The following is a 22,428-nucleotide window of genomic DNA, read 5'->3' as shown; positions in this document are numbered from 1 at the left end:
GGCCGCCATTCTACTCTATCTGCCTCAGATTATTCGAGGCGAGTACACTCAAAGCTGCTGCTGAACATGGGACTTAATCAACTTGAGCACAAAGTCCATGGTCTTGTGGCAATCAGGTTGATTCAACAACAGCTGTTTGTCCTTGTTGTATAAGGGCAAAACCTCCAACCAACGCTGGCTCACCCAAGCGGCATCATCCAGATGCACTTCTGATGAGTAGAGCCCGCGCAAATCCGGGTTGACCTCATAAAACTGCTCCAGTGCCGCGCTGATAAGGGTGAACTCGCCCCGAATAGGCTCCTCGGCCCAGTTGGGACAATCCATTACCTTTGCCAGCCAGCGGCCATCTTTTTCCTGTTTGGCGGACAGGACTTTGACCCTTTGCTTGCCTTCCAGGGTGATACTCAGCGAGTCATCTTCGAGCTGATTGAAGTCGATGAGCTCGCAGCGAGTGGCAATGGGAAAACTGGGCGGCATGGCAACGTTATTACGCATTCCGAAAGCCAGCGGATATTTCCCCTTCAGGACATCGGCCACCATGCTCAAGGTAATGGGGTCAAGGATCCTGATCTCAAGCCGTCCACCTGGCAACAACAAGGCATCATAGGTCAGTAACGCCATTTCCTGTGTATGCATAGCAACCTCCTTCCCCTCGGGGAGTGAGCAACCGAAAGCGAACCTGAGGTTCAACATTCGTTTTAAAGTCTAGCAGTTGCTGAAATTTCATCCATTGGCAATTTAGGCTAGTCCTTAGGTCTGCTAATGAGTTAGACAGGCGTTGAGTGGATTTTGTTGCAAGCGTATTTATAGAAGCTCCAGCCTTTGGGCTATTTTGCCGCCGAGAAATACCTCGGCAAATTCATCAGCCAATCTGGTACTCATATCGGCGGCGCGGCGCCAATATTGAATTCGACTGGCACTATCCAAGGTTTCAAAGTCCTTGCGATCTGGAATTTTGCCATAGGGTAACGAAGCGACAAACTCCTCTGTGGGTGCCAACACCAAAGCATTGTGATAACGGCGCTTGGCCCGGCGCCAAGGCAAGGATTTATCGAACCATCCCGGCGCCATATGGGGATAAAAATGCGGATACAGGGTCAACCCCGGCGCCCGTGACAGCGGCAGGTCGAAGTGGTAATCGGTGATGCCGCCATCATAGAAGTGCCCGTTGGTCACGCCGCGGATTTCGGTTACCGGTGACAGCAGCAACGGAATAGAACCTGTGGCCAGCAACACGGCTTCGATATTGTCACTGCTGAGCAAGGCGCTGTCTCCCGGGAGATCTTTCAACTGAGCGAAGGGGGAACCCTCTATGGCAGAGGCGAATACCAGACGCTCAAAGTGCCACCCCAAGGTGCGGCGACTGACAAGGTTGGTCATGGCGGCAGCGCCCAGGCCTGCCGCCAGCGCCAACTTACTGCCGGCCCGGTTCAAGTGACGGGCGCGGCATACCACTATATGGCTGCGAATATGCGGCTGTTTGAGGATCTCTTCGGCGCCGCTGGTGCCTAAAATCCCGCTGACTATACCGCGGACCTGGCGGCTGACATCTTCCCGACTCGGACGGGTTTCATAGCGCTGGCCTATGTAGAGCTGTTCCAGCCTTTGATAAGCCGCCAGCGGATCTGCCTGAGCCAGACAGGCCAAACGCCAGGCGCCAGATGAAGCACCAAAAGTGTAGAGCGGAGTCTGCCTCTGTTTGAAAAACTCACCAAACAGGTATTTATCTAGCCCGGCAATCCCCAGCCATTTGGGACCACCGGATGCCGCCAATAGTTGAGTAAAATGCTCGGGTTTTAATCCCTGTTCCATCAATGTCTGATGGGCGTCTGTACCGGCAAGAAATCGTAAGTTAGCCAAAAAGTCACTCCCTGAGCCGCAAAAGTCACAGGCAAGATACCGCAGCCTTGCACGGCAACCAAGTTTGACTCAGTATTTCCCCTCCTCCCGACGGCTCCGAAAACGGCCGGGATAGCCCTTGTTTAAATGTCCAAGAAAATGTTCTAAAGACAGCTTTGAAAGTAGAGATAGTCATAAATAGGCTGTTAACTCAAAAACCACTGTATAAATAAAAGCAAAACAGCCAATTAACCCCCAAATAAACCCAATATCAGCAGATATCGCCAAAATAGGCAGCTCCCCAAACAACCAAGTTCAGGGAAAAATTTTCTCGAAAAAACCAAATGTTTCTAGAACGCTGCGCTCTGAGTTATCACTTTTACGTCTAAATGCATCAATTGTAACAATGCTACTATCCACGCAATAAAAATGCAGTTTTGAATCATTCAAGAGGTCGTATGCGCTTAGCTCTTATTTCACTGGCAGTGGCGAGTCAACTGACTGTTCCTGCCGTCTTTGCTGCCGAAGAGCAGCCCAGTATCGAAACCATCTCCGTCATAGGTTCACGTATCGCCCTGCGGACCGCCACCGACAGCGTGGCACCGGTCGATATCATTACGGCCGAACAACTTGAAGCCACTGGCATGACGGAAACCGCCAAGGCGCTGCAGTTTGCCGCACCTAGCTACAGCTTCCCCTTCTCCTCGGTCACCGATGGCTCAGATGCGGTGCGTCCCGCCAGTCTGCGCGGCCTGTCACCGGACCATACCCTGGTGCTGGTTAACGGCAAACGCCGTCATGGCTCGGCACTGGTCCACCTCTCAGGGACTGTGGGCAAGGGCTCCTCCAACGTCGACCTGAACGCCATCCCTATGACGGCCATCAAACGCATCGAAATTCTTCGTGATGGCGCTTCGGCCCAATATGGCTCTGACGCCATAGCCGGGGTGATCAACGTAGTGCTCAAAGACAACAGTGAAGGTGGCATGGTATCGGCCCAAGCCGGTCAAACCTATCAGGGTGATGGCGAGCAGTGGCGTGTCGGCCTCAACCACGGCCTCAGCATAGGTGACACTGGCTTTGTGAATCTGTCGCTGGAAGCACATCACAAGAACAGCACCAATCGCGCCGGTTTGGATCCGCGTCAGCAATATCCATTGCTGGCCGATGGCAGCCTGGATCCCCGCGAAGAAACCGTTAACCGCAAGAATCACCATGTGGGTGACGCCGAATATGACAACCTGGGGTTGTTTCTCAATGCCGCTCAGGAGTTTGCCAATGACAGCAAACTGTACGCCTTCGGTGGCTTGAGCCAGCGCGAGACCCGCTCCGGCGCCTTCTTCCGCCGTCCACTGGATAGCCGCAATGTTACCGAAATCTATCCCGATGGTTTCCTGCCGCAGATAACCCCCAAGATCACAGATCAGTCGCTGCTGCTGGGTTATGAATTTAACCTGGGCGAGTGGCAGTTGGATGCCTCGGCCGGATACGGCAAGAACCGCTTTAAGTACCGGGTCGAGAACACACTCAACGCCTCTTTGGGCCCCGGCAGCCAAACCGAATTCAACGCAGGTACCCTGTCCACCGAAGAGTGGAACCTGACTCTGGATGCCTCACGTTACTTCGACTTTTACAATGACTCAGAGCTGCTGGTCGCTATGGGCACAGCCTGGCGCCAGAACGCTTATCAGGTGGAAGCCGGAGAGCAAGCCTCTTATATCAACGGCGGTTATCAGAACAAGGCCGGCGGCAGCCAAGGCTTTGGCGGCTTTACCCCAGAATCGGCGGTAGATGAGGATAGAGACAACATAGGTGTCTATCTCGAGGTGGAAAACCAACTGACCGACGACTTCTACTGGGCCGCCGCGGTGCGCTATGAAGACTATTCCGACTTTGGTGACAACACCAGTTGGAAGCTGGCCGCCAGATACGATCTGACCGACAACCTGGCACTCAGAGCCACGGCCAACACCGGCTTTCGCGCCCCCAGCGTGCAGCAACTGTACTTCACCAATATCTCGACCCTGTTCAACCCGGATCCCGTGACAGGCCAGCTGGTACCGACCGAGTCGGGCACCTTCAACAACCTGTCTTCCGTGACCCAGGCGCTACAGGTGGGCAAGCTGCAACCCGAGTTGTCAGAGTCCTTCAGCCTGGGACTGGTGTACACCAATGATTCCGGTCTGGCGGTGACTCTGGATGCCTATCAGATCAGCATAGATGACAGAATCGTGCTCTCCAGCTCGCTGACACCGGCCGACTCCCAGGTGGTGGCAGATGCGCTGGCCGGTACCAACGCCGAGTCGGCACGCTTCTTTATCAACGCCGTCGATAGCCGCACCCGAGGTGTGGATCTGGTGGTGACCCAGGACTTTGATCTCGGCAGCTACGGCGATCTGCGCGCCAGCCTGGCCTATGCCTATAACGACACGGAAATCCGCGATATTCATCTGCCAAACCTTCTGGATGGCTTGGAAGATCAGCTGTTTGACCGTATAGAGCAGACCCGGATGACCAAGGCCAATCCAAAGAACACAGGTAACCTGGGGCTGACCCACAGCCTGGGCGACTTCAAGACCAATCTGCGCCTGAGTTACTTTGGCCCCTACACCATAGGTTATTCCCGTGAAGACGTGGAGTACGACGGTAAGTTCACCGTGGATCTGTCGCTGACCTATGCGGCCACAGATAGCCTGAGCTTCACCGCCGGGGTGCAGAACCTGTTCGATACCTATCCGGAAAAACGTCCGGACGACAACAACTTCAACGGGATCTTCGTCTACCCCTTGACCAACACACCTTTTGGTTTCAACGGCGGTTACTACTTCCTCGAAGCCAGATACAGCTACTGATTTACCGGGAAACACATTTGCAGGGAAACATATTTGCAGGGAAACATGGGGGCCGGCGATATCGCCGGCCTTTGTGCTTTTTGGCGCTGATGCCGCTGATATCTGCCGCTTGGCAACTCAAGCGCCTGTAGGCGCCTGCTGCTTCTCAAAGAGATCAAACTACCAGCAGGAATGCTATTATACTGAGCCAACCCCTTTCCCCAGAAGATACAAAATGATAGTGGATACTCTGGCCAACCGTGGCCATTACCGAGTGCTGGGCCCGCGTATTCAGGCAGCCCTGGATTATCTGGCCGCAACAGACTTCAGCCAACTGGCCCCCGGCAGCTATGAACTGGATGGTAAAAAGCTGTTTGCCATAGTCAACGATTACCACACCAAGCCCAGAGAAACAGAGCCATTCGAGGTACATAGACGCTATCTGGACGTGCAGTATGTGGTCAGTGGTGAAGAGGAGTTTGGCTACCTGCCGCTGGGAGCCCAAACGCCCAGTCGCCCCTATCATGAGACGCACGACTATGCCGAGTTTGATTATCAATCCAACCGCCAAGCCGCGGCATTTATCCCTTTGAAGGCCGGCATGTTTGCCATTTTCTTCCCCGGAGACATGCATATGCCGGGTACGCTGGCCAAGGCCGTTGCTGTCCGCAAGGTAGTCGTAAAAGTACTGTTGGATTAAAAGAGCACTTGCAGTAAAACGCCCGCGATTGCGGGCGTTTTGGGGTCAGTGGTTTATTTATCGTCTTGGGGTGTGGGCTTGCAAAGCATCTCCTCGGCGCCATAACCCCAGGTCACCCTGGCCTCGCCCTGATGCTCCCAGAAGCTGTAGTCACCGCCCTGATACTTGGCGCCGCTACCGCTTGGCACACTGAACATCAAAATGCTTCTGTCACCGCGCTCGGCAATCATGGTTGCCGGCTCTGTCTCGAAGAAAGTAGTCACCAACTCATTGGCCGGGTTGCCGTCACAGGCAAAGAATACCGGGCCGCTAAACTCCACCAAGTGATAACGGGCCTGCAGTTCCACTATCCGCCTTTGATATGAATCCTTGGTACATTGCAGCTTGTCTTCACTCTTCCAACATTCGTTGCGGCCCTTGATCCAGCCGCGCTGCTCGGCCTTGAGCAGGGGTGGCTGTTCATTGACCGCCTTGTCACTGGCCTTGGCATAAACTTCGGCCAGCTGCTGATCCAGCTTGGCAAGCTCGGGTTCCTGACAAATAAGCATCTCTATGCTGGAGGCCCGCTCGCCCAAGGCGTTGCAATCAAATGTCGGCAGTTCCCGCTCCGCCCCCTGGGGCGAGGTTGAGCCATCACCTGTAGCCAATGCGGCGGCAACATCCTGGCTGTTATCCAGTGCCTGCTGCCCGCAGCCACTGAGCGTCGCCGCGGCGACCAACGCCAGTACAAGCCCTGCCTGTGAAACTGTCCCCAAACTCATTTTTGCTCCTTAATCTTCTCGCTAGATCTACTCGCGGCTGCCAAAGCCTTTGCGCAAACTAATCCTAGTCTAAAACCCGTCGCCTGTCCGCTGGCTGAATTAAATGTCAGATCAATAAGTTGGCTACTAAGCCTTATCGACAAAATCCTGCAATGCCTGCAGGTTGGCTATTTTCAGCAAGGCACCCTGTTTTATGACCAGGCCCTTGTCGATAAGCTCTTTTACCGCCCTGCGATAGACCCGGCCTGAGGTGCCGAATCGCTCCGCTTCCTGATCCGGGCTGCCACAGGAACCCAGCATCACCTCTTCGTGTTGACGCCTGAGCAGATCGAAAGCGATGTTGTAGCTGATGGGGTGCAAGAGCCTATTGGTGTAGATGTCCAGCGAGTCCTGATAATCCCAGGCCAGGGCGCTGGCAAAAAAGAGGGTAAATTCGGGTTGTTGCAGCAGCATCTGCCTGACTTTCTTCAGGCATAACCGGCGGATTTCCATCGGCTCTTCGGCCACCACACTCCACTGACAACTGGTGGCGGTAAAGAACTCCATCTCACCGAAAAGGTGCCAGTCGCAATCCAGCTCCCCCAATTGAAACCTGCGGCCATTGACGGCGCAGATATTCATCGACACCCGGCCTTCGGGCACCAGGCACATATGGGTCAACTCCCGCCCCTGAGACAAGAGATCTTCACCAGCCTGCAGCAATTGGTTCTGGACGCAGCACTCGAGCATGGCGTCGCAAAACGCCTGGTGAGACTGCTTTAGATGCGCACTGAAACGCCCGGTGCTGTATGGTTGCAGCTGCATAACAACAAGCTCCCGTAAAGATGATGGCTCATGCTAGCCCATCAGCCTTACGGGCACAAACTTCAACAACAGAGCGCCTCCAGCGCCGCCAAAGACGCTAGCTTCTCCCCCTGCATCATAGCGCTATCGGCGTCGACATACTGGTTGATGCCCTGTTGTACATCTTCACCATACAAGACCACATTATTGAGCACCGCAGCCACTTCCAGGCCTCTCAGGCGGCCAAGCGTCAGCAGCGCGGCTGTTTCCATGTCGGCCCCCAAGACTCCGAGTCGATGCCAATGACGGCAAATCTCCAGCTCATCATCCCGGTAAAAACTGTCGTGTGAGCGCACTATGCCGGAGTGGAAGCGGCAATCGCGGCGCTGCAAATAGGCCGCCATGGCATTGATAAGCTGCCGACTCGCCAGCGCCGGGTAACCGGGCGGTGCATAACAAGCTGAGCCACCGTCATCGCGCACTGCGGCCTCGGCCAGAATCAACTCGCCCAAGGCTATCTGCGGCTGCAGCGCGCCGGCGGAGCCGACCCGAATAACACGGCGGGCGCCACACTGATACAACTCTTCCAGGGCGATAATCGCCGATGGTGCGCCTATGCCTGTGCTGCAAACAGTGACAGCCACGCCTTGGTAAAATCCGCCCATGCTGCGAAACTCGCGGTTCTCTGCCAGCAACCGGCCATCGTCCAACAGCGCGGCAATCCGATTGACCCTTTGTGGCTCACCGCAAAGGATCACCCGCTCACTCACCTGCGCCGGAGACAGACAGATATGCGGCTGTTTATCGGCGCTCATCAGCAAGCCTCCGCCGGACGGCTGCCATTGTCTTTGGCGGTACGCATCCACTGACGGGTGCCGTTGGCGGCAATAAACAGCAGAATGATGTATTCAATCGACAGGGCATAAACCCCCTGGGCGGCATAAATGCCGACACTGACCACATTGATAAGTACCCAGAGGATCCAGTTCTCGACATATTTTCGGGTCATCAGAATTTGCGCCACCACAGACAACACTGTCATTACTGAGTCCCAAAAAGGGAAAGCATCCGGCTCCAGCACTGGCTGGGCCAGCTCGGCACCAAACAGGTTGAGCGTATCGACACTGACCTGGGCAAAGAGAGCAAATACCGGATCGATATAGACAGTCATCAGGCCGATGCCCAGCACTGAGACCGCCGCGGTAAAGGCCAGTTTTTGCTTCGACAGCCAACGCACCTTGAGGGTGTCGCCGGTTTGCTGATCCGGCCGGGTCCAGGCATACCAGCCATAGAGGTTGGCGCAGAAGAAAAACAGCTGCAGCAGCAAGATGCCGTAGAGCTGTATTTGATAAAAAATAATCGCAAACAGAGTGACATTAACCAACCCAAACAGATAGTTAATCGTTTTTTCCTGGCTGGCAAACCAGATACAGAGCAAACCAAATACTGTGCCCACGGCTTCAATCCATGACATGGCATAGCCACTGCCAATGGGAATGTTCACCAGAGTATTGTTGATATCAAACCAAGCGGCAATATCCATCATCTATTCCTTGCATTATTGTGTTTTGGGCCAATGTAAGCAGATGGCAAAGCTCAAGTTAAGGACATTTGTCCACCTTGGCTGATTTAAGTCACAGCACACAATTGTTTGATCTCTTCAGCACGACGTCCATGCCGGTCACAGAGGTTCACAATAGAGTTTTTCCACTTTTGGGATTCGCTTTTTTCGATTCGGCAACATTGGGCGCTATGTAACATTTTGGTTAACTCACTCAAGTCAGATGTGACTCAGTTCACTTTCCCCTGTTAGTTATCCCGCCATTATTCGGACATACCTTGGAAGCACTTACCCAGCTATGAAAGATATAAAACGACTGGACTATGAATTAATGCAGGTGCTTATCGCCATAGATGAGCATAGAAATTGCCAAAATGCGGCCCATGCCTTGAGGATAAGCAATTCTGCTATGAGCAGGTACCTCAAGCAGCTAAGAGAAATTTTTGATGACACCCTGTACATCCGCCGTGCCAGTGGTTTTATTCCCACCCATAAAGCAAGTCAATTACTGCCCATGATTAGGGAGTTGTGTCAGCGCTATCAGGAGTTGGAAAATCAGTTCACCGAGTATCAACCGGCCAAGTCACGGGAGCACTTTGTTATTTCCGTTTACGATGACTTCAGTCCGATTATTCACAAAATACTCAATAATAAGGTACGTCCTTTCGCTCCTGACATGAGTTTTGATATTCGAATTCTTTCCCACGAATACACCACAGAACTGGAAAACGGCAATATAGATATTGCCGTGATGTCAGAAAGTTATACCGGCGCCCATTTACAGGGCAATCTATTTGCCGAAGTGAAAAACTTGTATTTATTGGGCAGCCGTAAACATCCTTTCTTGCAGGATAATGTGCAGGTGACTTTGGAAGACCTGTTCAAATACCCTTATTATGAGATGGATAATTTCTGCGACTTACCCGAGCCTTTAATTGTCTCGGCAGCCAGACGGCGCAACCAGGATTGTGTCATTGCCGGCTCTACCGGGAGTCTGGCCAGCCTCGCCTGTGTACTGCTGGATATGCCTTACTACTCCATATCCTGCAATCTATTTACCACAGATTATATCGCCAGCTTTCCCAATCTTATTTATAGAAAACTGCCTCTCGAAATAAGTGAGACGCTGTTAAGCGAAATAAACACCAACAGAGATATAGGCCATTATGTCGTGGTCAGTGATCTAAATAAATCACAGGCCAGAGACTGGCTTAAGGAGGTATTGATCAGAGAGCTGAAAAGCGAATGGAATAGGGGAAGGTGCAAATAAGTCCTAGTGGCACTCTGGCTTACACAGCAATTGGCGTTCAAGGCATCTGACTGAAGGCATGCCGGGGCCTGTCAAAGTCGGATAACGCAGAAAGCCGATTGCTGTGAAAGCCCCGAAGGGCGTGGCTTACGGACCTGCCTGCTGTGTTGTGTTTCTTGCAAAGGACTAGGGCCATTTGCTGCGAACCACGCCTTGCATCCAGGCCTGTAAGCCGACGCAGAGCACACATGAGGCTTGTTCGCACCTTCCCAGGAAAACCCAACTCATAACAAAAAGTCTCCCGGAATGAACATGGCAAGAGTTCGCTCTTGTCAGGGGGAGCTATTACCTAAGGGATAACAAGATGAAACCAAAAATACTGAATATGGCCACATATTCGGCAGGGTTGGCTGCGCTCCTTTGTCTGCTGGGACAAGGGGTTCAGGCGGCAGACAGCTGCCTGAATTGTCACAGTGATCAAGCCAAATTACAGGCGCTGATAAAGCAACATCAGTTGGAAAAAGAGTCGCTCTCCGTCGAGCAACAATCTCTGCAACTTTTGGTAAGCCAAACAGATATGGGCAGTCATGCCGAACTCGGCTGTCGCGACTGCCACAGCAAGGCCGACAAACCAGAGGGCAGAGCCTGGCACCCAGGCGTTCTGGCCGATCCCAGTGCCGATGGCGGCAGTGTCTGTGGCGACTGCCATGGTGAGGAGATGATTACCAACTTCCGCCACTCACTGCACTTCACTGTCAATGGTGTTGCCAAGGGCTTGATGGAAAGGTTGCAGCAGACCCCAGAGCGGGCCCAGTTGTTTGAACAGATGCACAATGGCGAAGAAGGCTGTGCCAGTTGCCACGCAACTTGCGGCCAGTGCCATGTCAGTGCTCCCGACTTCGCCGGTGGCGGCCTTTTGAACAAGCACGCCTTTATCGGTACACCGGATCCGGTCAAAACCTGCGAAACCTGTCACTATGAAAATGCCGAGCAGCACAAAGAGCAAGATGTGCACGTCACCAAGCACAATATGAGCTGTATCGACTGTCACAGTGCACAGCAGGAATTCCACGGTCGGGACATCAAGCAGATCCCCGAAGGCAGACTCTACAGCGAAGGCCCGAACAGTAACAAGACCGGCCCCTATGAGCAGACTCAGAAACGCGACATTATCGTGGTGAAATGTGAAGACTGCCACCAGGATAAAGTCGCCGATCACACCGAACTTCTAAGCGGTAAGGCCTCTCCCATAGATCACAATGCCAAGCTGAAATGTACCGCCTGCCACACCCAGCCCTACAGCAACTGCTTCGGTTGCCACCAGGACGACACCTTGTCTCTGGGCAACTGGCAGAGCCTCAAGACTGCCGAGACTCCGGAGCAGAACATCAAGCTGGGTCTCAGCATAGCCAATGATAAAAACAGCAAATTGATTCCGCTGAGCCATTCGGCCGGGATCAGTATCGATGCCGGGGTCAAGGTGGATCTCAAAGATCCGGCCACCAAATCCTATTGGGTGCCCTTTTCTACTCACTTTACCGCCAAGAACCCTCTGGCGACCAAGCAGGCACGCGAAAGTGGGCGCATGTGTGAAAACTGCCACAACACTGATGAGGATATCTTCCTCAAAGAAAGTGACGTTCATCTAGGAGAAACAGATCCCGTCTCAGAAAGCCAATGGATAGTCCCTAAAGAACGTTTACCCAAACACTGAGCCCAGGAGCCGAATATGAAACATAAGATGATAATCAGTTTACTGCTGTGCGGTCTTGGCAGTATGCAATACGCGCAGGCCCAGGAAAGCGCCTTTCAGACCTCAGGAGTGATCATGGGGCTGAGCAACTATCTGTGGCGCGGCCTGACCATCAGCGACGACAAACCCTCACTGCAGGCCGATATCATGTTGGAACATGAAACCGGTTTCTATGCCGGAGTCGCCTTTGAAACCTATAGGTATCAAGGCGATGAGGGCATAGAGAAAGATTATGAAATCGACTACTACGCGGGTTACTACCTGACGGTCAACGACGAGTTGGGCTTTGGCTTCAATGCCATGCGTTACACCTATGGTGACAATCACTCCAATCTCGAATACACACTGTCCATGGACTACAACAGCTTAAACTTGGCGCTCAACTATGATCAGGACTTTGAAACCTGGTACAGCGAGGCCAACTATGCGCTGCCGCTGGCACAATATGGCGAACTGGTGATCCATGGCGGCTATTACTTCGATGCCGAAACCATGGGCTTTGAAGATAAGGGGGAGCTTAAAAACAGCGCCTACGATCTGGCACTGCGCTACAGCTATCCCCTGTTGTCACAGTTGGATCTGCTGCTGGAAGCCAGTTATCAGGAGTTTGAGCACGACCACTATATGATAGGACTCGCGTTCAACTTCTAATCAAGCTAGTTAACGACTAATTCCTCACCATAATAATAATTAGCAACTCCCAAACTCTTGCCCCGCCCCTGCAGCGGGGCTTTTTTTAGGTTCATCCTAGCCTTCCGGGTAATGCACCGGCTTGATCAGACACATGGCGAGCATTTTCTCGGCGCAATAGGCGGCGCGCAGATAGTCCCGCGCTTTAGCTCCCTTGAGGTTGTGACTCAGCGTCATCAGCCCGAGACGCTCGGCCCTTTGCGCCAATGTTGGCCTTGGTGCCGGCAGGCCATCGGCCAGCTCATCCAGCACCCCATGCAGGGTTTGTTGCATCAGGCCCAGGCGCGGCTGCGGCGCCTGGGGAGCTGAAGGCTCGGCCAGCGCCTGCGCGAGTAGTTGCTGATCGCCGGATTGGGGCAAGGTATCGAAAAAGAGGCTGAACCAGTTATCCAGCAGCAGGGACACAGGTCGCAGGTATAAGTGGCTGGCAGTGCGCTCGATGCGCGCCACTATCAGCTCGGGTACCCTCTCGCCCAGCAACTCCAGATTGGTCACGGCTCTTTGACTCAACTTGTTGTAAGGCAGCGAGAAACTCAGCAGCGCCTGCTCCCTGTCCCAATAATGCAGTTCCATACACTGACTGGCCTGATTGAAACCACTCAGGTAGAGACCGCTCGGCCGGAAACACAGGTACTCCTGTTGCCAGTCTATCTCGCCGGCAACAGAGAGACTCACGGGCTCCAGCGGCTGGGTCGCGGGGTAAACCCGGGTATCCTGCAAACGCCGCAGGCGCCCCCAGGCATTGAGTTCGGCCTGAGCCAGGGCTTGGGTCTTACCCTGCCAACCCAGGGCCGACGGCGCACCTGCCAGCATGGGCAGACCGCGAAATACGCTGGCATAATCCAGCCGCTGCTCGGCTTTGGGGCGGCTCTCGGCCAGGGTGATAAAGCGCCCCTGCTCATCCTGCAATACCTGAGTCACACCATGGGCGCCCCCTTCGCTTTGCCAGGGAAAAGCGCCCAGCCCCAGCACCTGCTCCGGCGCTTGTTGATAGGGTCTTTGCGTCTGAGCCTGGCTGCCTTCCAGGGCCGCCAAGGAGCGGGCCAGACAGCTGAGCAGCAATTTTCGGTCCCTGACGCCTTGGCCCGAGACATATTTTTCCAGCGTGCCATGCAGCTGTTTCAAAGCGGTCAGCGGCAGATTTTGCCTGTCCATGGGCACCAGCAGGAGTTCCAGCTCTATCAGGGACGAGGGCCGCAACCTCTCGATGCCGAGCTCAGTCATCTGCTCCAGCAACTTAAGACAACGGCGCTTTAACTGATCGCGGCTCTGCTGCCCCAGATACTGCAACTGCGCCTGCTCATCGAGCAGCCATTGCGGCCATTCAAAGGCGATGGCCTGTTCTTGGCAATAGAGCCAGACGGCGAGCAGCGCATAACGCTGCGCCTCTTCGGTGCAGATAATATCCTGCAGCCCCTGTACACGCCGAAAATACAGCTGCTGCCCCTCCAGTTCGACGCAGACTGTGCCTTGCGCAAGCTTAATATCCACCGCCCAGCGGCGCTGACTCTGCTGGTACAGACGGCGAACCTGAGTCTTGCCGGCATCATTCAAAAGCTCGGCCAGATGGAGTTCCACCCGGGGCGGATCTTCGGCGCGAGTCTCAGGGGATGCGGGCCGCTCCAGCAGATAAAGCGCCGCTGCCACTATGTGTTTACACAGGCCGGAGGCGCCGCAATCGCAGCGACTGGCGAGCGGGTTATCCCAATCCAGCTGCCCCTTTTGCCCTTCAAACTCAAAGCCATAATCCTGCATCTGCGGCTGGCTTTGCTCCAACGCCTTGCGGGCCCGGCGCACCAAACCTGCACTGCCGAGGCTGGTGAGTATGGTTTCATTCATCGGCGTAGCCCCATAGTCAGCGCCAGCCATTCGGCAAAGTTATCCGGGCTGAGTGAGCCTATCTCCATCCCCAGGCGCTGCAGGTTGTCGGTACTAAAAGTGCTGTAGAAAGGCTCGGCATCGTGATTCATGGCGGTCATCCCCAACATCTTGATGCCACTGTCTATCATCCCTTGAGCCTGGGCCAGTAAGGTCTGCATCGAACCGCCCTCTTCAAAGTCGGACACGGTTGCCACCACAGAGCGCCCCGGCTCAGAACAGAGTTGCTGACAATAGCGCCAGGCCTGGGAGATCAGGGTGCCGCCGCCCAACTGGCAATTGAGCAACACAGACACGGGATCCTGGGCCTGCTCACTCAAGTCCACCACCTGGGTGTCGAACACCACCAGCGACAACTTCACCGATGGCAAGCGGGTCAGGATCCCGGCGATCACTGCCGAGTAGATCAGTGAAGTCGCCATGGAGCCGGACTGATCTATGCAGAGCACTATGTGCCAGGGCAGTTGGTGCTGCTGGCGGGCATGGAAATAGACCCGCTCGAAACAGACCTTCTCGCCATCAAAATGCTTGAGGTTGCGGCGAATACTGGTCTGCCAATCCAGATTGGCCAGCCGTTTCACCGGACTGTGGGCCTGGCGGTTGAGCCTGCCACTCAAGTTGTTGATATAGGTCGGCCGCAGGCGACGCAGCAACTCCTCGACCACTCCCTGAATAATTCGCTCTACCTGTTGCCGAATGGCCGGCTTGTGATGGGCATTGAGTTTCAGCAACTGCTTCAGCACCCCCATACTGGGAGTGATCTTTTCCAGCACCTGCGGCTGCTGCAACACCTGATGCAACCCAAAGCGCTCGACCGCATCGGACTGCAGCCTGTCGTTGACCGAACGGGGAAACAGGGTCTCCGCCGCCTCCAGCCAGTTGGTCACTGCCAACTCGCTTTCCCCCAAGCCAGCGCTTACCTTGAAGCCACGCTGCAGCTGGCCCTCCTGATAGAGCTGCTGCAACACCTCATCCTGTTGCTGTTGCCGGGCGCTGAGACGGGTATCAAGCGCGTTGGCATAGCGCCCCAACACCAGACGCCAGCGTTGCTTCAGTTGCTCATCCATTGACTCAATCCTTGTTGCTCCAGGTCACTGCGCAGCTGCCGCTCCAGCGCCAGCCCCTGTTGAAAGTCCTGCTCAGATATCCCGTATTGCAACCAATTCAGGCCGTTATCCCACTGATTCAGCTGCAGCAAACGGCGGCAGAGCTCATCCACCTCTCTGGCATCCAGCGCGCAGAACAAGCCCCTCATGGCCGGTAGCTTGTCGATAAACTGCGCCTCACTCAGCTCACTGAGCCAGTGATTCAGCATGGGCAACAGGCCATGGTCTTGCCGCAACCAGTGCGGCACCACCTTGAGCAGCGACTCAATCACAGGGAAGGGATCGTTTTGCAGCTGCAACTGTTGCAGCAGTGGCGCCGGGTCTAACTTGTCCAGCTCGATAGCCAAGGCCTGCAGGACAAAATAGAGCACGGGTCGATGGGCGTTATGACTTGTCAACCAGCGCAGTCTGTCACGCCAGGGAGACTCGAGCTCGTCCTGATGCAAGACAGCTACGCTCTGCAGATCCAACAGTAACTTCAGCGCCTCTTCATCGCTCAGACGGTTGATTGCCGGTAAATGAAAACCCACCTGATGCCACAGGGCTTTTTGGTAAGCCAGCAGCTCAATATCGGCAAACAGTGGATGATGCGCTGCCGCCAGCAAGGTCATAAAGCTATTGGCCAGTTGCTGAATGTCGCTGCATTGGCTTATCTGCTGCGCAATGGCATGGGCGCTCAGCTCTTCCGGCATCCCCAGATGCAGTGCCAACACCAGTTTTTCCACCAGTTGCTGCAAATCTTCCTGGGGCAACTCACTGAGCCGCCGTTTCACCACCAGCTCGAGACGTAGCCCCAGGCTGGATTTCTCGGCCAGTGCCACTTCCACCGCCGGAGTCCAATGATAGTCCCAATGTTCATGGCGATGGTTGAACTTCAATTGCCGGATGACCGGCATACCATTTTGTGGCCTGGCAAAACCGCTGCCCACAAACAGCAGCCGACACAGGAGGCGACGGCGCTCAATATGCTTGTCCGTCATGGCGTAGAGATCGAAGTGGCAGCGTCCCGGTTTATCCGTCTGCAATCTGGCCTTGCGACATAGCGCCAACACCTCTTCCACCAGCGGTAAACTGGGTTGGTCGGCCGGTAACTGCCCCAGGGCATCGCCGCTGAGCAACTTTTGCCAGGGTTCGAGTGTCGATGCCGACAGCTGCTGTTTAATCAGGCAGCTGCCCAAAGAATCCAGCAGATCATAGCTGCCGGGGCGCGCCAAGCCACGCAAACTACAGAGGGCCTGCAGATGTTCAAAGCAGTTTTTCTTATAGATCAGCGGCAGTTGCGGCATCTGCTCCAAGAGGTAGAGCAACCAATCATCGGCGTTCAATTGCCGCTGCTGAAACTGCCAGCGACAAAAGGCCGGATAAGGCATACCGGCGCCGTAGCCTTTGCGGGCATCCAGCAAGGCGTCACTGAAACGGATCACAAAGCTGTCTTGCGTGTCATCGACGACGATCGCCTCGGCCTCATCGGCAAAGTTAATCAACGCCGGGGTATGAAAACCACCTGTGAGCACGGCCACTCGCTCATAGCGGCGGCGGGCCGCCTTGATATGGGCCCGCATCTGGGTTTCACGGGCCAGATCGCCCATCTCTTCCAGGCTGTCTGTGCCAAAGCAGGCACGACTGGCGGCGCAGAACAGCAATACCTGGGTAAAGAAGCTCTCGGCCGAGGCGAAATTTTGTTGTTCAAACAAACGCTGCCAGAGTTCGTCGGCATCCCGGCAGCCCAGTTGCTGCTGTAGGCGGCGGCTGTAGTCCGAGCTTAAAAAGCGGCTATCACTCCAACGGTTACTTACTCCGCCCTCCTGCGCCTTTTCATCCAGATCGATGAAGATCACCTCAACGCCCTGCGCCGTCGCCCAGCGCAGCGCCTGCCACTCCGGGCTGTTCTCGGCCAGAGGGTAGTAGCTGCCACTCTGATAGATGGCAATAGGCGGCACCACAGTATCGCGCTGCAGCAGCGACAGATGGCGGATAAAACTGCCGGGGGCTTCTATTAACACAGCCTGGGGCTGCCGGCGCTGCAACTGCTCCAGCGCCATGGCGGCGCAGGCCGGGCTGTGATGCCGCAGCGGCAACCAGCACACCCCGGGATCGGCCGCGGCGGCCTTGAGCAGTTCGCCAAACTCCTCTCTAAGGAGCATCACCTCATCCACAGCGCTTTTCCTGCCTGGAAGAAGGCTTGCCAGCCCTGGCGTTCACGGGCGACCACATCCATGTAATGAGCCAGCTTCTTCACATCGTCGGCCTTGTCCTTGATTAGCGTGCCGTGCATCTGCTGCACCAACTGGGCGGCACTCATGGGCTCTTGCCAATAGAGGCTGTGCAGGGCACAGCCATGCACTATGTTAACCGCCTCGGCCGTGGACAGAGTGGCATCCATCGCCTGTGGGCCGACTGTGCTGCGAAGGTCGTGAAATACCCGCACCAGCAAGTCCACCAGCGCTTCATCCAGCTGCACCTGTTGGCCGCTGTCAGCCAGACGTTGGCTCACCTGAGCCAAAATCAGCTGGCGCTCCAGCAGAGGATCGCTGAGCACAGGCACTGTCTCGAAGTTGAAACGGCGCTTGAGCGCGCTGGACATCTCGTTGACCCCACGGTCCAGCAGGTTGGCGGTGGCTATCAGGTTGAAGCCGGGCTTGGCCTGAATCGAGACGCCCAGCTCGGGGATACTGAGGCTTTTTTCCGACATCAGCGAGATCAGCACATCCTGCACCTCCTGCGGGCAGCGGGTGATCTCTTCGATACGCACCAGCTTGCCCTGCTCCATCGCCTGATAGACGGGGCTTTTCAGCAGGGCTTCCAGACTGGGGCCACCAGACAGCAACAGGGCAAAGTTCCAGCTGTACTTGAGCTGCTCTTCCGTAGTGCCAGCTGTGCCCTGAATGAGATACTCACTACTGCCGCTGATGGCGGCGCTCAATAGCTCAGAAAGCATTGACTTGGCGGTACCGGGTTCACCGACCAACATCAGGCCGTTGTTGCCCATCAGGCTGACAATGGCCCGCTCCACCAGGGCATCTTCCCCGTAGTATTTGCGGCTGATATCAAGCGCCGCATCGCCGCAGATAAAACGTCGCACCGCTCCGGCCGACATGACCCAACCCGGCGGAATAACCCCCTTGTCGGCCGCTATCAAGCGTTGCAATTCATCCTGATAACGCTGCTCGGCATGAGCCCGAATGACTTGTTCCATCCTGTTTGCTTCTCCTTATTGGCTGCCACCGCCAAGGCAGCAGCCTAATCCATCCGTTATCGACCTTTACCAGGGCAGTTTCGATTCCCAGTCCAATTCTGCCACGCACTTGTCGCCGACTTCACGATAGTCAACGGCGATGGCATTGAGCAGGTTGACCGGCACCTCGGCCAACGGCAGTTTACGGTAGCGGGCATAGCGGCCGCGGGGGTTAGTCCGCTCCATGACCCTGATGTCATAGATGGCGGCGGCCTCGTTTTCTTCCGGCACGCAGTTACCGCTGAAGCCGAACTCCACTCTCAGTCCCAGGGTATCGAAACGCTTGAAGTAGTGATCAAAGAAACCGCCATCTTCCGCTTCGCCGCGCTGATAACCTTTCTTGGTCAACAGGCCTCGCAGGGTATAGCAGTCGGTCATCCGGCCGCGCAGGTCATTGAGAGCCTCCTGACCTTCAGTTAGCGTCACTTCGGCACTTCGCAGTTGTTCGAACAGCGGCTTGACCTTGTAATCCTTGAGATGTGAACGCCAGGCATCCAGCGCTGCCGCCGCTAACAGGTTACCGCTCACCAGGCGTATGCTCGCCGCAGCGGGCAGTTGCAGCTCTTCATCATCAATATCGATAAAGGCGCCGTCTTCCGTGGGTCTGAAGGTTTGCCATTGACCATCAATCTCCACCTGCCAGAGGGTGCGCTGCAACAGGCGATACATGACCGGATGCTGATGCAGGTATTGCTGCCAGTCCGCGGCGAGCCAATGCCGCTCTGTGACCATGGCCTCATACAATCTGGCACTTTGCTGTTCAACCACCTGCTTGAGTTCTTTCTTGCAGTTGCTGAACCATTTTTTCACTTCGGCAATATCGCCTTCGTTGTCTGTCTGCCGAGGTTGCGGCAGGCTCTTGAGCAGCTTGCCCTCTTCGTTGAGCAATCTCAGCTTGAGGTCGTCCCCGAGTGCCAGCGCCAAAGTACGGCTGCCGAATTCAAACGGGCTGGGCTGGGTCAGATGTTCGAGCCCGGCCGTCTGCACAGTGCGATCCGCCAGCTCATCCTGAGTCCAGCCGTTACGGGCCGCAATTTGACTGACTTGCGCCCGCGCCAGCTCCTGCACTGAGTTGGTACGATAACGCCGCGAAATACTCAGCAGAAACTGAATAGCCACAGGATCGTCCGAGTTGGCCAAGGCCTGTAACATGGCCTCTATCTGTGCCCGCCGCTCATAGCGCTTCTTCATAAAAGGTTGGATCATGCCCAGCAGGGTTTGCGCATCGCCGCCAGCGATCAGGGCCAACATCCCCTTGTCTTTGATGGCCGAGCCCAAGAGCTCATTCTTTTTCTCGGCAAAACAGGTTTGAAACGCATCCTCAAGGGTCTTGTGTTGATACTCTTTACCCCAGTTATACCGGGCCCATTGCTGGAAAATTTGCAACTGTTGATGTTGGTGAGCGTTGGCGTATGCCAGCGCCTCATCATCCGAAGGACCACTGGTATCCTGGGCGATAAATGCCGACAGAATAAAATGCCCCAGACGCTGACGGCTTTCGCTATCCAGCAGCGACAGATAGTGACTCAGCAATGGGTTGCCCTGAGGCTGCTTGAGCTTCACCGCCAAGACTACCCACCAGAACACAAGTTCGGGCTCGACCGCGTTGCCATCTTCAAAACGGCATGCGGGCAGCGATTCACGCGGGAACCAATCCATCGACTTGGGTGGCGCCTTTTTAAGGCCGGCCTTGGCTTCGGCCAGCAGCGCTTCCTTGCCGAGAAACTGGCTGATATCGGCGCCGGTTTGCAACAAGGCTTCCAGCAGCACCACCCGGGTTGGCATATCTTTCTCTTTATTCAGCGCCTGACTCAATGCCTCCTGCGCCGAAGCCGCCTTGAGGCGACCCAGCCAAGTGGCGGCCAGTACCCGGTTATCCTTGCTGCCGGAGGCCAGTTCGGGAGTGATAAGGCTGATATCGGCGCCGTGGCGTTCGGCGCAGTACTGAGCCGCCGCCTGTATGGCTTTGCGACCATGGAAGGCATGTTCATGAACCTTTCTTTGCCAGTGCTGCGGCAGCTTGGGAAATTCGGCCAGAATCGCCAAGGTCTGTATCAATACCTGATTGGCATCGTGTCGATAGGTGCCATTGAGCACCCGGCCATTGAGGCCATGCTCTATATAGTCGGGGTTTTCGGCAAAGAAGGGCCAGATCAGCAGTTGTTCACAGGCGGCAGGCAACCAGTCATCTTCGCGGCCTTCGTAACCAAACAGGGCTTCAACCAAGGCCGCGGCGGGTTGATTCTCTTGGTTGCACAGGCTCAAGAGTTGCCGTAAATCCGTCATTCCCTGCAGACTTTTCAGAATATGTTCCTGCCCCAGCATACGTTCCCAGGAATGGCAGGAGAGCTCATGACGTTCCATCCGCAAAATAAGCCGCAAACAGGCTTTGGGGTGCTCGTCGAGATCGGCGTGGCTGATCAGAGAATAAAACCCTGACAGAGATGATTGCCGGCCATTTTCGAGATCCATCAGCGCCGCTTGCAGCTTGGCACTACTGATCTGCTGCCACTGCTGCAGACTTTTCCGGTAGTCGGCCAAATAACTTTTTCGGTAGCTGGGGGCATCTGGGTGCTCCGCTGCAGCGATATCTTCTTCGAACTCTTTGATCTCTTTAGCCAACTGCTTTTCACACAGACCGAGCCATTCTTCAGGCACTTTGACCTTATTATCAATGGCCGCAACGGCCGGAATGTCCCAGCTGAACTGCTCACTCTGTTGCTGCCGGGTCGTGTTATCCAGCATTTTCGCCAGTGCCGTTTTCACCGCGGCGGATTTCTCTTCACTGTGCCAGCGCTGCAGCAAGGGGGTCGCTTCAGGATAGCGGCCGGCCACAACCAGCCAGTGGCCACGGGTAGCCGCCTTGGCCCCCGGAAATTCCCGCTCCAGAAACGCCAGCAGCTCTTGTTGCGAGCTCTTTTTCAGCAGTTTCAGGGCCTCTTCACGGACAGTCGCCGAACCATCGGCGGCCAACGCCATGACCAGCGGCAGCTGCGCCGGTGACAGGGTCTGACAGGCTTTATTGAGCAAAGCGCAAAAAGTTTCGCGGCCGCTGAAATGCAACTGTTTCAACAGCTGCAGATATTCAGGATCTTCACTGAGCTTGAGCCAGTCGGTTCTCTTCCTCAGCGCGGTGCGGAATGTATCGTGATAATAAGAGTCAGAACCTTCAAGAATAAAGGCTTCCAGCTCATGGGGCGGGTGCTCATATTGCGCGACCAGCGACGCCAGATAATCACGACCGGGCAGATCTTTGCCCGCCAAACGGCAACCGTAATACTCTTCCGCCAACTCTTTAAACAGCATCAGCACGCCATTGAGCCAGCCGCTCGAGCTGTTTTGCACGCCGTAGGTGCTTATATCTGGGTTGCAGGCATGACACACCAAGCCGAGACGGCGCATAACGGCCGCTTCATTACAGGCACCGGTTGCCACAAACCGGTTAATGGCATCACGGGCCTGAACCAAGCGTTCATCATTTTGTCCGTAACCATAGGAAACACCCGGCCGCGCCAGTGTTTCTCTAGCACTGAGCTGCTGGAGCTGCGACAGGCACGCCACAGGTTCACCGCTCAAAATATACTGACTGACGGCTTGTGCCAAACCCGTTTGCTGCTCATCAATAATCTGGCAAGCGTCTAGCAGTAACTTGTCTGTATTGGGGCGAGTGAAGGCTTCAAGCTTGTTTTTTAATACGTCCAGCATCTCTCATATTCCTTGAGTCATTAGCAAATATGTCTTCCTTCCCCCAATAGCAGACATTCAGTAAACACCTGCTTAAGCTGGCGGCCGAGCCTCCTTTTCGGACGAGGAAGGGCAATTCTAACGGAAACACAAAAACAATATCGCTTACAAAACACCCATTTACAGTTCAATGCCGCCAAGTGTGATCCAGCCTCCCCGGGATGACGCCATATTACCCATAGAGTGCGGTTGATTGGCCTTGAAACCGCCAGCGGCTTTAGGCCACGCCAACAACAAAATCAGCGATATCCGGCAAGGGGTCATGGTCGATGTCTCAAACCTTGTTTGAAAAACATGC

Annotated in this window: 16 protein-coding genes; 5 read left to right on the top strand and 11 right to left on the bottom strand. The window is 55.1% G+C overall.

Annotated elements, in window-relative coordinates; all coding sequences use genetic code 11:
* Positions 1 to 48 precede the first annotated feature (48 nt).
* Both AYI96_RS02005 and AYI96_RS02000 read right to left on the bottom strand, forming a co-directional pair.
* The gene (locus AYI96_RS02005; protein ID WP_039034803.1) at positions 49 to 636 is read right to left on the bottom strand and encodes an LON peptidase substrate-binding domain-containing protein; all 588 of its coding nucleotides are present in this window, start codon (positions 634 to 636) and stop codon (positions 49 to 51) included.
* 168 nt (positions 637 to 804) lie between these two features.
* The gene (locus AYI96_RS02000) at positions 805 to 1,860 is read right to left on the bottom strand and encodes an alpha/beta hydrolase (RefSeq protein WP_071475502.1); all 1,056 of its coding nucleotides are present in this window, start codon (positions 1,858 to 1,860) and stop codon (positions 805 to 807) included.
* A 437-nt stretch (positions 1,861 to 2,297) separates the two neighbouring features.
* Between AYI96_RS02000 and AYI96_RS01995 the strand changes: the two genes are divergently transcribed.
* Both AYI96_RS01995 and AYI96_RS01990 read left to right on the top strand, forming a co-directional pair.
* Entirely contained in the window at positions 2,298 to 4,691 is a 2,394-nt protein-coding gene (locus tag AYI96_RS01995) for a TonB-dependent receptor plug domain-containing protein (protein ID WP_071475503.1), read from the top strand.
* Positions 4,692 to 4,905: 214 nt separating this feature from the next.
* Complete coding sequence (locus tag AYI96_RS01990) at positions 4,906 to 5,370, top strand: YhcH/YjgK/YiaL family protein (protein WP_039034806.1); 465 nt, start codon at positions 4,906 to 4,908, stop codon at positions 5,368 to 5,370.
* A gap of 53 nt (positions 5,371 to 5,423) precedes the next feature.
* Here the strand turns inward: AYI96_RS01990 and AYI96_RS01985 are convergent, their stop codons facing one another.
* From AYI96_RS01985 to pnuC, 4 genes are all read right to left on the bottom strand, one after another.
* The gene (locus tag AYI96_RS01985; RefSeq protein ID WP_144360891.1) at positions 5,424 to 6,131 is read right to left on the bottom strand and encodes an MliC family protein; all 708 of its coding nucleotides are present in this window, start codon (positions 6,129 to 6,131) and stop codon (positions 5,424 to 5,426) included.
* Positions 6,132 to 6,257: 126 nt separating this feature from the next.
* On the bottom strand, positions 6,258 to 6,935 hold the full coding sequence (locus tag AYI96_RS01980; protein WP_071475505.1) for a Crp/Fnr family transcriptional regulator: 678 nt from the start codon (positions 6,933 to 6,935) through the stop codon (positions 6,258 to 6,260).
* 62 nt (positions 6,936 to 6,997) lie between these two features.
* A complete protein-coding gene (locus tag AYI96_RS01975; protein WP_071475506.1) occupies positions 6,998 to 7,729 on the bottom strand; it encodes a nucleoside phosphorylase in 732 nt (243 codons plus the stop codon).
* Entirely contained in the window at positions 7,729 to 8,460 is a 732-nt protein-coding gene (gene pnuC, locus AYI96_RS01970; RefSeq protein WP_274380979.1) for a nicotinamide riboside transporter PnuC, read from the bottom strand. Before pnuC ends, AYI96_RS01975 begins: the two co-directional genes overlap by 1 nt.
* A gap of 313 nt (positions 8,461 to 8,773) precedes the next feature.
* Between pnuC and AYI96_RS01965 the strand changes: the two genes are divergently transcribed.
* From AYI96_RS01965 to AYI96_RS01955, 3 genes are all read left to right on the top strand, one after another.
* Complete coding sequence (locus AYI96_RS01965; RefSeq protein WP_083399724.1) at positions 8,774 to 9,745, top strand: LysR family transcriptional regulator; 972 nt, start codon at positions 8,774 to 8,776, stop codon at positions 9,743 to 9,745.
* Between the two features lie 343 nt (positions 9,746 to 10,088).
* Positions 10,089 to 11,438, top strand: coding sequence for a hypothetical protein (locus AYI96_RS01960; RefSeq protein WP_039034811.1), 1,350 nt, complete (start codon positions 10,089 to 10,091; stop codon positions 11,436 to 11,438).
* 15 nt (positions 11,439 to 11,453) lie between these two features.
* Complete coding sequence (locus tag AYI96_RS01955; RefSeq protein WP_039034812.1) at positions 11,454 to 12,128, top strand: TorF family putative porin; 675 nt, start codon at positions 11,454 to 11,456, stop codon at positions 12,126 to 12,128.
* Between the two features lie 96 nt (positions 12,129 to 12,224).
* On the opposite strand, the gene AYI96_RS01950 is transcribed toward AYI96_RS01955, so the two are convergent.
* From AYI96_RS01950 to AYI96_RS01930, 5 genes are all read right to left on the bottom strand, one after another.
* The gene (locus tag AYI96_RS01950) at positions 12,225 to 14,006 is read right to left on the bottom strand and encodes an SWIM zinc finger family protein (protein WP_144360890.1); all 1,782 of its coding nucleotides are present in this window, start codon (positions 14,004 to 14,006) and stop codon (positions 12,225 to 12,227) included.
* Complete coding sequence (locus AYI96_RS01945) at positions 14,003 to 15,112, bottom strand: VWA domain-containing protein (RefSeq protein ID WP_144360889.1); 1,110 nt, start codon at positions 15,110 to 15,112, stop codon at positions 14,003 to 14,005. The genes AYI96_RS01950 and AYI96_RS01945 overlap by 4 nt, the downstream gene beginning before the upstream one ends.
* Entirely contained in the window at positions 15,097 to 17,307 is a 2,211-nt protein-coding gene (locus AYI96_RS01940) for a DUF5682 family protein (RefSeq protein ID WP_039034815.1), read from the bottom strand. Before AYI96_RS01940 ends, AYI96_RS01945 begins: the two co-directional genes overlap by 16 nt.
* Positions 17,295 to 18,347 (bottom strand): AAA family ATPase, encoded by a 1,053-nt coding sequence (locus AYI96_RS01935; RefSeq protein ID WP_144360888.1) that lies wholly within the window; start codon positions 18,345 to 18,347, stop codon positions 17,295 to 17,297. The genes AYI96_RS01940 and AYI96_RS01935 overlap by 13 nt, the downstream gene beginning before the upstream one ends.
* 66 nt (positions 18,348 to 18,413) lie before the next feature.
* The gene (locus AYI96_RS01930; protein WP_144360887.1) at positions 18,414 to 22,091 is read right to left on the bottom strand and encodes a DUF4132 domain-containing protein; all 3,678 of its coding nucleotides are present in this window, start codon (positions 22,089 to 22,091) and stop codon (positions 18,414 to 18,416) included.
* Between the last annotated feature and the right edge of the window lie 337 nt (positions 22,092 to 22,428).

It is taken from the genome of Shewanella sp. MSW, assembly GCF_007636515.1.
GTDB lineage: Bacteria > Pseudomonadota > Gammaproteobacteria > Enterobacterales > Shewanellaceae > Shewanella > Shewanella indica.
This window is presented reverse-complemented; position numbering and strand designations above follow the sequence as displayed.